This is a genomic window from Pseudomonas fluorescens group sp. PF-1 (assembly GCF_054481335.1).
In genome coordinates this window covers 2,211,641-2,224,649 of sequence record NZ_JBTMNG010000002.1, presented here as the reverse complement: position 1 = coordinate 2,224,649, position 13,009 = coordinate 2,211,641, and the positions used below count along the sequence as shown (strand labels likewise).

Genomic DNA, 13,009 nt, shown 5'->3' with positions numbered 1-13,009 from the left:
ACTCAGTTTCTCACCGATGGTGCTTCAATCTCACCCGCGCGGAATCTGATAGCCAGCGCGACTAAGGGAGCATAGGCCAGAATCAAACCCAAACTTGAATCGAGGCCGAATCGCACAACGCCCAATGCGATAGGCAACAGCCAAAGCAAATTGATCAATGCGACGACGCTTGTAACCTTCAAATGGCTGCCAAACCGACGAGAGGCATATTGGTAGGCATGACTGCGGTGCGCTTCATAGACCTTGTCCCCCCTGAGCAAACGTCGGAACAAGGTGAACGTAGCATCGACAATGAACACGCCCAGCAGGATTAGCCAGCCCCACAGCATATCGGCAGAGGCCCACGCAGCCTGAATTGAAAGTGCTCCAAGCACAATTCCGAGAAAACCGCTTCCGGCATCGCCCATGAATATTTTGGCTGGGGGAAAATTCCAAAAAAGGAAGCCCGCCACCGCAGCAGCCAACAACAACGGCGCCCAGATCAAATCCAGATCCTCAGCAACCCAATACAGAAGGCATGCCCCCAGGCAGACGCAAATCGCTTCGACGCTGGCGATACCGTCAATACCATCCATGAAGTTATACAAGTTGAGCAGCCACACCAGGTAAAACGCCGCCAGCACATTACCCAGCCATCCCAGATCAAATGTGTGCCCGAAGAGCTCAACAGCAGGCAAGCCCCCCATCCAGGACAACAACCAGATCGAAGCGGTGAAATGCCCCAATAAACGCCAACGCGCAGCGATGTGCCCGTGGTCATCCATAAATCCGATAATCGCAATCACGGAGCCGGCGCCGGCCATGGCCGCAAACACCGGAGAAGCCATCAATCCTGCAAACAAAAGCATGAACAGTGCCAATGTAAATGCCAGGACTATCGCCACGCCTCCCCCCCTGGGCGTGGGGACCGAGTGAGAGCTACGAGCATTGGGTATATCCATGAGGCTTCGCGACAATGCGTAACGGCGCAGAGCCCAAGTCAGGGAAAAAGACACAGCGACAATGACGGGGATAAACCAGCCATAACTCATGATTTACGGGAATCCAGAAAATGTTGCGCTGTCAGGGCCAACGCTTGTTCAAGAGTGACCGGAGGTGTCCAGCCCAATAGTTGTCGGTTCTTGCTGATGTCGACTTGCAAAGAGCCAAGAATGCGGTCGGCCAACGCTCGCTGCCCCAACATTGTTGCTACACCGCTCATCAGTCCCGCTGGCACAGGCAGTAACCTGGCTGGTTTCCCCAAAGATGCCGCCAGTTTACGCAACAGTTCAGTGGTTGAAACGTCTTCACCATCGCTTGCCAGAAATACCTGGTTGGCGGCGGCCGGATGATCAGAACAGGTCACGATCAAGTCAACCAGATTGTCCAGAGCAACGAGGCTTCGTCGATTTTGAACTGCGCCGAAGGGTAACGGAACGCCACGATAAAGCCACCGCATCATGCTGAGAAAGTTGGCCTTGACGCCTGGGCCGTAGACCAACACTGGGCGGATGATCACTACCTCCATCCCCGTGGCGGCAGCGAGCGCTGACAATCCCTGCTCGGCTTCAAGCTTGGAGATCCCGTAAGGGTCGATGGGTGCTGGCAAATCATCAGCATGGTATGGGGCACCAAGATCAGTACCTTCACCATTGACTTTGATTGAGCTGATGAAAATAAAGCGTTTGACTCCGCACGCCGCAGCCTGACGTGCCAAATTCAAAGTCGCCTCGACATTGACTTGCCGAAATGCAGCCAACGGGTCGTGAGCCAAATCGTTCATGACATGAACGCGGGCAGCCGTATGCACGACTACATCTATGCCCGTCAGGGCCGTCTGCCAATCGTTTGTGCCATTAAGATCGCTCATGGGCAGCGAACGCACGCCCGTCGCCAGCGTTATAGATTGATCACGCAGCGGCGCGACTACGGAGCAATCGGGGTAGCGCGCCAACCGCTCAATCAGCACCCGCCCCAGAAAACCACTCCCACCCGTCACCAGAAATGCTTTAGATCTCATGCTTGGCCCTTGGAATACAAAACAACGTCAATGCCCGAGCACTGTGCTGCAACACTTCAAAGCAAAGAGCGATAAATCTCTGCATAGGATTTTGCCATCGAATCGGATGAAAACACTTCTTCGAAGCGACACTCAGCAGCCTCTCCCATCGCTGCCGCCAGATCGGGTTGATTCCAGAGCTGGGTCATTGCAGCCGCCAATGCGACAGAGTCTCGAGGAGGAACCACCAGTCCGGTGTCCCCTGCGATGTTGATATACGTGGTGCCCGAGCCGATCTCGCACGAGATCATCGGCTTGCCGTACATCGCTCCTTCCAGCAACGAAATACCGAAAGACTCGGATCTGAGATGCGAAGGAAAAACGAACGCGTAGCACAATGTCAGCAGAGCAGCCTTGTCTTCGTCGGGCAAACCGCCAAGGAAATGCACCTTGGTCAGGCCTAATTGGCTGGCTTGTGCCTTGAGTTCAGCCTCTAGATGCCCACCACCCAGGATCACGACGGGTAACTGGGTTGTCTTCGCTGCCTCAAGGAGATAGTCCAATCCCTTGTAGTAACGCAGTGCCCCAACGAACAAAAAGAAACGCTCACCTAAACGCTCGCGCCAGAATGCCAGCTTTACAGGCGATGGCTTCGGATAAGTCTGTCGATCCAGACCGTAAGGCACTACACGCACTTTGTTTTTAAACTGCGTTAGCACCGGACTGCTTTCGGCGTAGTTGGGCGATGAGGCCACCACACAATCGACGCTCGATAAAAAACGATTCATCAAGGGCTGATAAAGCTTCAGCAAGGTCTTTTGCTTGACGATATCCGAGTGATAACTCACAACAGCCGGCTTTTTGATTCGGCTGTAAAAATGCACCAGATCCATGTAAGGCCACGGAAAATGGTAATGAACAATGTCCGCTTTCTTCGCCAGTTCGGCAAAATCCTTGAACGCCGAAAGCGAGAAGCCGGTAGAAGCAACGTGCAAATCGAGCTTGGAGCGATGCGTCAGATGGTGCCCGACTTTCTCATTGCGTGCCGCGCCTCGCTCACTGAGGTAAAGCACTTCAGATTCGAACCCATGACGGATTCCGCCCTCGGCAATCTGAAAAATGACTTGCTCAATACCACCCATTGTTTCGGGGTAGTAGGTTTTGAAAAAATGCAAAACCTTGATCATTGTCCTTTGACCACCTTCTGATAAACCTGAAGAGTTTCCGCCGCACAGCGCTCCCACGAAAAACCGGCTGCATGCAGCAAACCTTGCTCCACAGCGTTGGCACGCCACACGTCGTCTTCCAGACCTCGGCGAATGAGATCGGTCAGCGTCTCGGTGTCCTTGGCATCGCACATCAAGGCTGCATCACCGGCGACCTCGGGCAATGAAGAACTGTTCGAGCAGACCACCGGAACGCCTGAGCTCATGGCTTCCAGTACCGGCAATCCGAACCCCTCATAGAGCGATGGAAAAGTGAAAAGGCGCGCGCCCGCAAACAACAAAGGCAAGTCTTCACTGGGTACAAACCCAAGGTAATAAGCCCAACCTTCGCGCTTGGCACTCTCCAGGCGCTGGTGAATACTTTCGTTTCGCCAGCCGTGATAGCCGGTCAACACCAGCGGCCAACGCTTACGAACGTCAAGCGGAAGCCGGGAATAAGCATCGAGCAATGTCTCGATGTTCTTGCGAGGCTCAATTGTCCCGACAAACAGACTATACCCGCCCACTTCGAGACCATGACGCGAAAGCGTGCTTCTCAGTTCTTCAGCGCTGCGAGGATGAAACTCAGCTGAGCTGGCTAGCGGTACCGTGTGGATACGCTCGATTGGCCAGGAAAAGTAATCCGCCAATTCTTTGCGCGTGTACTCGGAATCCGTAATCAACGCATCCGCTCTTACCAGAGTGGTTTTGAGCTCTTTCTGCAAATAGCGCACAAGCTGCGGCGCATGGCAGTGAGACCAGGTAAAAGGCGACAAATCATGGAAGGTTGCAACACTGCGGCCGGTAAAGGGTGGCAGATAATAATTAGGGCTGTGGTAAAGATAGTCACCATGGCCTTTTAATGCTTGCTTCCTGAGCAATGGCATAAGGAGGCGATAGGCCTCGACTGCTAGGAAGTTTTTTTGCACGGCGCGTTTAAGGCCGTAACCGCTGCCAGATGCTTCTGCGGCCGTTGGCAGCGAAGGCAAAAACCGTCGACCCGCAAAAAATTGCAGGTCAGCGATTTCCGAACTCTGCTGCAGTCGCAGCGCCAATTCGTAGGTGTAACGACCAATACCGGTTAGCGGGAAGCGAACCGGTTCAACAGAGAGAATTAACTTCATTTATTCAGCCGTCAGCATCCAGCTCAATGTTTCGCCCAAGGAAGGTGTTGTCCAGCCAGGGACCAGTGCTCGCAACCTGGCATTGTCCCCGCATAGGGTTTTCACCTCATTGGCGCGAACAAAGGCAGGATTTACCTCAACTTCAATATCGTGCCCGGTAAATTCTTTGCACATTTCGATGACTTCACGCAGCGAATGGGTATGGCCTGAACTGACGTTGATAGTCTGTCCAAGCGGATTGGCTTCGATTAAACCTCGATAAGCCCCCACCAATGCACGAACATCGCTGAAATCACGCCAGACATCGAGGTTACCCAGCTCAATCTTTGGCGCCTTACGACGGAAATGCGAAACGATTTTCGGCAATAGAAAGTTTTCTGCCTGACCAACGCCCGTGTAGTTAAAGGGGCGAGTGATAACAATAGGCAGGCGATCATGCCAAAGGCTGGCCATGTACTCCATGGCCAACTTGCTCACAGCGTAATCATTGGCCGGCGCCGGTAGGGTGGTCTCTGAAAGAAGTCCACCCGAGGCATTGCCATAGACATTCGCACTGCTGGCGATCAGTACGCAATCCAGTGATTTGCCACTGGCCGCGATGGCTTCCAGCAGATTGCGTGTACCTATCAGGTTTACCTGATAGAACGCATCTGCTGCGCCGTGACCGACAAAGGCCAATGCAGCGAGATGCACAACAACATCCGGCTGAATCTTTGCCAGCAACGCGCGCAAACCCGGGCCGTCGGCCAGATCTACCTGATGATAATTTCGCTCATCGGACGGTTGACTACCCAGTCCGACAACCTCGTAGCCCTGAGCCCGAAGTTCATCAGCCATGTAACGACCAGTGAAGCCTTGAATACCCGTAATCAGTGCGCGCTTGCCAGCAATGGTCATCAGAACGAGAATCCTTGCTCATTTCGACGCAGATCAGCTTCGACCATCATGCGGCACAGCTCTTCCAGGGATGTTTTAGGTTCCCAACCGAGAACTTCCTTGGCTTTGGCAGGGTTGCCGATCAGCAACTCAACTTCAGTCGGACGATAGAATTTCGGGTTGATGGTGACCAACACTTTGCCAGTGGCCGCATCAGTACCCTGCTCGTCTTCTGCAGTGCCGGCCCAGGAAATGGTGATACCCACTGCCTTGAACGCCATGGAAACGAAGTCGCGAACAGTTTCGGTGCGATTGGTCGCCAGCACGAACGTATCAGGCTCATCGGCCTGCAGCATTCGCCACATACCTTCCACGTACTCTTTGGCAAAACCCCAATCGCGCTTGGCGTCCAGATTGCCCAGTTCCATCTTGTCCATCAGGCCGAGTTTGATCTTGGCGACGGAGTCGGTGATTTTACGGGTTACGAACTCACGACCACGCAAAGGGGACTCGTGGTTGAACAAGATACCGCTGGTCGCAAAAATGCCGTACGACTCACGGTAGTTGATGGTCATCCAGTGAGCGTAGAGCTTGGCCACACCATAAGGGCTACGTGGGTAGAAAGGCGTGCTCTCGACCTGAGGAATAGCCTGCACCTTGCCAAACATCTCGGAGGTAGATGCCTGATAGAAACGAACCTTCGGGTTCACGATACGAATCGCTTCGAGCAGGTTTACTGCACCCAGACCGGTGATTTCTGCAGTGGTGATCGGCTGTTCGAACGAAACACCCACGAAACTCTGCGCAGCGAGGTTGTAGACCTCGGTGGCTTCGGTGGTTTGCAGCAGGCGGATACTGGCCGACAGGTCGGTCAGATCGTATTCGACCAAATGCAGATTAGGGTTGGACTGAATGCCCAACTCTTCGATACGCCAGAAATTGACAGAACTGGTACGACGGTAGGTACCGTATACGGTGTACCCCTTCTCCAGCAGCAGTTCCGCCAGGTAGGCGCCATCTTGACCAGTGATGCCGGTAACGATTGCTTTCATGCGAATCCTCTAAACTCCATTTGAAGGCCTTAGCAGGCACATCTTCAACTAATCAAACTTGAGTTTGGCGAACCAAGCTCCGAAGCCCCACAGCGGGGTGTCTATTATACATCCTCGCCTGTATTAGCACACCACCAGCATGTCGATAAATCAGGGGCGAGACGGCCAAGCCACAGAAGAGGGTTCGGCAGGCAGAGTCATTTCTTGAAAAATAATCACTCCATCAGATTGATTCAGACCTGGAGCACTTCGAAGGTGTATGACTCTGTTGAGCACAACAGTCGTTTTTGGCGAATCATATCTAAATGAAGCAATGCTTTCCTTCAAAAATTACCTACACAAACCAAATTCCCTCGAACCCGAAACCGCAACTTCAACCCTCATCGAATCAAACAAGCTAAATGCAGAAGTACGTGTAAATGTACAATCAAAGAGCATTATGAATAGTGGTAGTTACTTTGCGCCCCGGTTCGCTCCCTCGCGGCAATACGAGGGAAAACTCACCAAACTGTTCGCCTATTATTCGCCTTTTATGGATGCGACCCGACATCATATCCAAAGCCCCCCCACACAGCCCCCACGCTATCAACAGGACGCGCGACAAAAATAGGCGCCGGATGCCATAAGCTACGGCGTTTTTTCAAGGTACCTGTCGCGTCAACCGTCTAACTATGCCGCTCTTTTCTCGACCTGTTGCTCTCGATCCGTGTTCAACAGCACGGTACCGATCGGCTCCCAGTTACGTGTTCGACCCGACCACCGTTCTGGCTTTTTCTCTTTGACTCGTTCGTACAGCGCATGTCGCCGGGCCAAGACCTGATGGTCCAGTCCTCGATGCCGCTCAGCCGGCGTGACGAACCGGATACGGCTATGCCGGTGCTCGTGATTGTACCAACGCATGAAATCCCTCACCCAGGCGCGTGCAGCGTCCAAACTGGCAAAACCATCCTGCGGCCATTGCGGGCAGTATTTCAGCGTTCTAAACAGCGTCTCCGAGTAGGGATTGTCGTTGCTGACCCGCGGTCGGCCCCGCGAAGACGTGATGCCCAGTTCGTACATCTTGTTCAACAGCGTCACCGACTTCATCGGCGCTCCGTTGTCCGAGTGAAGCACCAGCGGTTCGTGTAAACACTGCTCACCGATCACGCTGCGTTGCAGCAGCGCGGCGGCTTTCTCGCCACTTTCCGCGTCGTAGACCTCCCAGCCCACGGCCTTGCGGCTGTAAATATCCTCGATCAGATAAGGTAGTAATACTGGCCGCGTATCGGCGACGGCAGGTACGTGATGTCCCACGACCACACCTGTTTGGGCGCTTTGGCCGCTTGCGTCGTCGGTTCTGCGTACCGCCTGGGGCGCTGACTACGGCCTCGATGTTGCTGTTGACCCGTCGCTCGCAAGACGCCATAAAACGTCGCCTCCGACGCCAGATAGCGCCCTTGATCGGCTAGGCGCGAAACAAGGTGGGCGCACTCCGGGCTGTTGCACAGCGTCACAAGGGTCTGTCGCTCAGCCTCGTTCAGTGCATTGCGCGGCGTTGGCCGTGTGACAGTCGTTCGGGCATCGGTCTGGATAACGTCTGTTCCAGTCCATCGTTGCAAGGTCCGCAGCGAGAGGCCAATTTCCCGGCAGGCGCTGATTTTTCTGGCTCCCGCCGCGACCGCTTGGCTCAGCCAGTCCACGAGTAACCGCCGTTCCGGCAACGACGTCAGTTGTCCTCGTTGTCGGTCCCCCAGTAGTCGTTGAGCTTTTTTCGCAGCACCAACAATGCGGCTGTTTCAGCGAGCGCCTTGTCTTTGCGGCGCAGTTCGCGCTCAAGCTCCTGGATGCGTTTATTGTCTTTGCGAGATTACTCGCGGTCTTCTTTGTGCTGGGCTTTTTCCGACTTCTGGCCAGCGATAAACGCTTGTCGCCAGGCCGTAATCTGCTCCGGGTAAAGGCCTTTGCGGCGGCAATGCTCGCCTAGGTCGATCTCGGACAAACCGGCGGCTTCAAGCACGACAGCAAACTTGGTTTCGGCTGACCAGTTCTCGGTCAACGGCTTGTTTTCGGACACTGCATTTCATTCAGAACTGAGCTGCTTGCGCCAGTTGGACAAAGACATTTCGCTGACCCCTTCGCGCCGGGAAACCTCGGCCATCGACAGGTTCAGTGGGGGAAGCAGCATCTTAAGTAATGCGACTCTGCGTTCAGGTGAATAGTACGGCACGACCAGTCTCTTTCCGCCCCCAATGTGCTTTTTTTAGGAAAATTCGGAGAGACGACAACTATCCTGACACCGGGGGGGCTAAGGGAGGGCAAGCACGATAAGGGTGACATCAGCACCCCCTCCGAGGGTACAATCCCCGGCTGATTTGATAACCCGGTGTTTCGAATGCTCAACAGCACAATAAACGTTGCCCTGATGGACATAGCAGCGTCGGCAAGGCGCTACTCGCTTGTCGGCATGCTCGGATGGCAGGATGTCCGCCAGCGCTACAGACGCTCCGCCATAGGACCATTCTGGCTCACCATCAGCATGGGCGTAATGATCGGTACGATAGGTGTCGTTTTCGGACAAATATTTAATTCCCCGACTAAAGAGTTTCTACCGTTCCTTGCAGCCGGGATGATTCTTTGGAGCTTTATCTCAACCAGCGTGACTGAGGGCTGCACTAGCCTCATTGCGGCAGAAGGGATTATTAAACAACTTCCAATTCCTTTATTTGTCCACATACTCCGGACACTGTGGCGAAACATTTTAATACTTGGCCACAACATCATAATTTTCCCTCTCGTGCTATTGGCCGTGCAAAAGCCGCTAGGATTTGAAGCTTTTTTGAGCATCATTGGCTTGATTGTTCTGGCTCTTAACCTAGCGTGGATTAGTCTGATTTTGGGTGTTCTGTGCGCGCGGTATCGCGATCTTACACAGATCATATCGAGTTTTCTTCAGATCGCCTTTTATCTCACGCCTATTATGTGGCTCCCCAGCCTGCTTCCCCAGCGCTCGAGTACTTACCTCCTGGATTTCAATCCTATCTATCACCTGATTCAGATAGTAAGGGCACCATTACTAGGTCAAGAAATTAGCCCCTTCAGTTGGTGCGTATCCGGGGGCATGGCCATACTGGGGTGGTGCGTAGCAATAATGTTTTACGGGTATTATAAGCGCCGCATCGCTTATTGGCTTTGAAGAAGAATACACATCATGGCTTCTATTGAGTTTCACAACGCGTGCGTTGATTTTCCGATTTATAATGCTAGCGGGCGCTCACTTAAAAAGCGCCTAATCCAGGTTGCGACAGGTGGTCAGCTCGGAGCAAATGACCAAGGCCGCGTCATTGTGCGCGCATTGGAAAATCTAACATTTTCATTGAACGATGGTGACCGAGTTGGCTTACTAGGCCATAACGGCGCAGGCAAGAGCACTCTATTGAGGCTCCTGAGCGGCGTTTACGCGCCCTCGTCCGGTACCGCCAAGATCAGCGGCGATATTGGGTCACTGATCGACATCTCTTTGGGAATTGACCCTGAAGCGACGGGCAGAGAAAACATTTTTGTACGTGGCGCGCTTCTTGGAATGACAAAAAGCGAAGTCTCGAGCAAGCTTGATGAAATCATAGAGTTTTCTGAACTCGGTGAGTTCGTTGATATGCCTGTCAGAACCTACTCAACAGGCATGCATCTGCGCTTGGCCTTTGCAGTTTCCACCACTGTCAGGCCAGAAATCTTGATCATGGATGAATGGTTATCAGTGGGTGACGAAGGCTTCAAACACAAGGCAGAGGCTCGAATGACAGATCTCGTTAAGGCAACAAATATTCTCATAATTGCCAGCCACTCGCGCGAACTGGTAATGCATACATGTAACCGTGTGATCTGGCTTGAGCACGGCAAAATTCGTATGGACTCAGATCCCGAAACCGTCACTCAAGCTTATTTCGGCCACTAAATGCTTGTCTGCCCCCCTGCCATCTAAGTTAAGCTGATGATCCGTTTGGGTTCGTGAAGACCCCACTCCCATCAAGACCGACCTAGAAGACAGACTTCGAAAATGCTAAACATCATCATTCCGATGGCAGGACGCGGCAGCCGTTTTGCAAACGCAGGTTTTACCGATCCAAAGCCGTTAATTCCTATCCATGGAATCCCGATGATCAGACTGGTCATCGAAAACCTTAGCCCTCAGGCTGAGCATCGTTTCATTTTCGTTTGCCAGCGCGATCACTTCTCAGAATATGGTCTGGATGTATTGCTTCCACAATGGACCAAAAATTTCGAAGTTGTCCTACTTGACGGTATCACACAAGGTGCCGCATGCACCGTCTTGGCAGCGAAACACCTTATCAATAGTGAAAATCCATTGATGATCGCGAACAGTGACCAGTACGTCGACACCTCCATCGATGACTACTTGGGTACACTGGATCAATACTCCTTAGACGGTCTAATCATGACCATGACAGCTTCTGATCCTAAATGGTCTTTCGCTGCCACCGATGCCGATGGGCACGTAACCAGGGTTGCCGAAAAGGACCCAATATCTGAGGATGCAACCGTTGGCATCTACAACTTTTCCAAGGGTTCAGATTTCGTCAGCGCCGCAGAGGCTATGATCGAAGCAAATGAGCGCGTCAATGGCGAATTTTACGTTGCACCTGTTTATAACCGAATGATCGAAAGTGGCAGCAAAGTAGGTATCTATGGCATTGGTACCGATGGCGAAGGGATGTATGGTCTTGGCACCCCGCCGGATCTGGAAGCCTTTCTGAAACTGCCTCTATCCCAAGAGCGAGTGGAGCAAATCAAGTGGAAATAATAAGCCACAGAGGATACTGGCTGCAGGCAAGTGAAAAAAATACTGTCGAAGCCTTCAAAAGATCATTCTCACTCGGTTTTGGTACTGAGACTGATGTGAGGGACTTATCCGGCACCCTCGTTATTTCACACGATCCACCCACTGGTGGCGAATTGACCCTGGACGAACTCCTAGAGTTGGCCAGTCCTGCTCAACCCACGCTCGCTATCAACATTAAGTCCGACGGCTTAGCCGCTGCGCTCAAAGCAACAATGGATCGGTACGACTACCAAAACTGGTTCGCATTCGACATGTCGATCCCCGATACACGAGGGCAATTGGCAGTAGGCAACCCGACGTATCTCAGAATTAGTGAATTCGAAACACAGTCTCCACTGCTGCAACATGCAGCAGGTGTCTGGCTTGACGCATTCGAGTCCGATGAGTGGCGTGTCGACGAGCTTCGGCGATTAACAAGTGCGGGGATCAAAGTCTGTCTTGTGTCACCGGAACTACATAAGCGCGATCATTCCACCTTCTGGTTACAACTGAGAAGCAGTGGCCTGCATAACAGTGAACTGGTCGTGCTATGCACCGATATTCCCGAGCAAGCGGTTGATTTTTTTAAGGTGAGATCATGATTCAGGCGGTAATTTTTGACATGGACGGGGTCCTAATTGATGCCAAAGAATGGCATTACGAGGCCCTCAACAAAGCACTGGCGCTATTCGGGTTTGAAATTTCCCGATATGACCATCTGACCACTTTCGATGGTCTGCCAACAAGTAAAAAGCTAAATATGCTGAGTAAAACAAGCAATTTACCTAATGAACTGCATGGCTTCATTAACACCCTAAAACAGAACTACACCATGGACATGGTATTCGAAAAATGTCGACCAACATTTATTCACGAGTACGCACTATCTACTCTAAAAGCTCAAGGCTACAAGCTAGGCGTTGCGTCAAACTCTATTAGAGCCACCGTACAAACCATGATGCAGAAGGCTGACCTTGAGCGCTATCTGGACACTATGTTGTCCAATGAAGACGTTAAAGAACCTAAGCCATCCCCCGATATTTATATCAAAGCAATGCAACAACTTCAGCTAGAACCATCGCAATGCTTGATTGTTGAAGATAATGAGCACGGAATTCAAGCGGCAAGGGCATCAGGGGCGCATGTGCTCGTAGTAAGCGACGTAAACGACGTCAACTACGACAACATCATGAATGCCATTAAACGTGCTGAAGATAAATCAAATGACTAATGTCCTCATTCTAGCTGCAAATGAACCCCATGATGACCGTGACAGCGGATACCCACTCTGCTTAACAGAGGTGGATGGAAAGCCTCTCATTCAGCACCTCAGCGAAAAATGCAATGCCATTCCAGACGTTAAGCTGACACTCGCAGTACGTGACCAGGATTGCAAACGCTGGCATCTCGATAATGTATTACGCTTGCTATCGCCAGGTGCGAAAGTACTGAATGTCCAGCGCAAAACAGGAGGAGCTTCATGCACCGCACTGTTGGCGATCGCAACTATTAAAAGCGAAGAACCGCTGCTTATTATCAACGGCAACGAACTAATAGACATCGACTTTTCAGCGGTCATTTCGGGATTCGTAAATTCTAATTTTGATGCGGGTGTGATTGTATTTCCTTCAGTCCACCCACGTTACTCGTACGTAAGGTTGAACGAAGACGGCTTGGTCGTTGAATGCGCCGAAAAAAACCCTATCAGTAACAACGCGACAGTGGGTTTTTATTGGTTCAAACATGGGAGTGCCTTCGTAGAAGCTGCACAGCAAGCAATAATCAAAAGCGCACACGTAGATGGCCAATATTACATCTGCCCAACGTTGAACGAGTTGATCTTGCGCCAGTTAAAAATAGGCGTATATCGAATAGACACCCAAAAGTTTCACCCATTGAAATCCGAGAGACAAATCGAACGCCTTGAGACATTAATCGATTCAGGGAAACACTGAAAT

The 13,009-nt window shown here is 52.0% G+C and carries 12 protein-coding genes and 1 pseudogene; 6 read left to right on the top strand and 7 right to left on the bottom strand.

The window, feature by feature from the left end; all coding sequences use genetic code 11:
* Positions 1-2 precede the first annotated feature (2 nt).
* From ACX3YD_RS25050 to ACX3YD_RS25020, 7 genes and pseudogenes are all read right to left on the bottom strand, one after another.
* The gene (locus tag ACX3YD_RS25050; protein WP_458961304.1) at positions 3-1,031 is read right to left on the bottom strand and encodes an MraY family glycosyltransferase; all 1,029 of its coding nucleotides are present in this window, start codon (positions 1,029-1,031) and stop codon (positions 3-5) included.
* Positions 1,028-1,999: a UDP-glucose 4-epimerase family protein gene (locus ACX3YD_RS25045; protein ID WP_458961303.1), complete on the bottom strand. Its 972-nt coding sequence runs from the start codon at positions 1,997-1,999 to the stop codon at positions 1,028-1,030. Before ACX3YD_RS25045 ends, ACX3YD_RS25050 begins: the two co-directional genes overlap by 4 nt.
* A 56-nt stretch (positions 2,000-2,055) precedes the next feature.
* Entirely contained in the window at positions 2,056-3,165 is a 1,110-nt protein-coding gene (locus ACX3YD_RS25040; RefSeq protein WP_458961302.1) for a glycosyltransferase family 4 protein, read from the bottom strand.
* On the bottom strand, positions 3,162-4,307 hold the full coding sequence (locus ACX3YD_RS25035; protein WP_458961301.1) for a glycosyltransferase family 4 protein: 1,146 nt from the start codon (positions 4,305-4,307) through the stop codon (positions 3,162-3,164). Before ACX3YD_RS25035 ends, ACX3YD_RS25040 begins: the two co-directional genes overlap by 4 nt.
* Entirely contained in the window at positions 4,308-5,204 is an 897-nt protein-coding gene (locus tag ACX3YD_RS25030) for a GDP-mannose 4,6-dehydratase (RefSeq protein WP_458961300.1), read from the bottom strand.
* Complete coding sequence (gene gmd / locus ACX3YD_RS25025; protein ID WP_204149794.1) at positions 5,204-6,235, bottom strand: GDP-mannose 4,6-dehydratase; 1,032 nt, start codon at positions 6,233-6,235, stop codon at positions 5,204-5,206. The genes ACX3YD_RS25030 and gmd overlap by 1 nt, the downstream gene beginning before the upstream one ends.
* Before the next feature lie 669 nt (positions 6,236-6,904).
* A pseudogene (locus ACX3YD_RS25020) lies at positions 6,905-8,441 on the bottom strand (IS3 family transposase).
* 165 nt (positions 8,442-8,606) lie between these two features.
* Here ACX3YD_RS25020 and ACX3YD_RS25015 point away from each other — a divergent pair.
* The 6 genes from ACX3YD_RS25015 (at position 8,607) to ACX3YD_RS24990 (ending at position 13,006) form a co-directional block, all read left to right on the top strand.
* A complete protein-coding gene (locus ACX3YD_RS25015) occupies positions 8,607-9,407 on the top strand; it encodes an ABC transporter permease (RefSeq protein WP_458961299.1) in 801 nt (266 codons plus the stop codon).
* Between the two features lie 15 nt (positions 9,408-9,422).
* The gene (locus ACX3YD_RS25010) at positions 9,423-10,166 is read left to right on the top strand and encodes an ABC transporter ATP-binding protein (RefSeq protein ID WP_458961298.1); all 744 of its coding nucleotides are present in this window, start codon (positions 9,423-9,425) and stop codon (positions 10,164-10,166) included.
* A gap of 102 nt (positions 10,167-10,268) precedes the next feature.
* Positions 10,269-11,033, top strand: coding sequence for a glycosyltransferase family 2 protein (locus ACX3YD_RS25005; RefSeq protein WP_458961297.1), 765 nt, complete (start codon positions 10,269-10,271; stop codon positions 11,031-11,033).
* Positions 11,024-11,653: a PI-PLC domain-containing protein gene (locus tag ACX3YD_RS25000; RefSeq protein WP_458961296.1), complete on the top strand. Its 630-nt coding sequence runs from the start codon at positions 11,024-11,026 to the stop codon at positions 11,651-11,653. Before ACX3YD_RS25005 ends, ACX3YD_RS25000 begins: the two co-directional genes overlap by 10 nt.
* Positions 11,650-12,282, top strand: coding sequence for an HAD family hydrolase (locus tag ACX3YD_RS24995; protein WP_458961295.1), 633 nt, complete (start codon positions 11,650-11,652; stop codon positions 12,280-12,282). The genes ACX3YD_RS25000 and ACX3YD_RS24995 overlap by 4 nt, the downstream gene beginning before the upstream one ends.
* Positions 12,275-13,006: a glycosyltransferase family 2 protein gene (locus tag ACX3YD_RS24990; protein ID WP_458961294.1), complete on the top strand. Its 732-nt coding sequence runs from the start codon at positions 12,275-12,277 to the stop codon at positions 13,004-13,006. The genes ACX3YD_RS24995 and ACX3YD_RS24990 overlap by 8 nt, the downstream gene beginning before the upstream one ends.
* Positions 13,007-13,009: the final 3 nt, after the last annotated feature.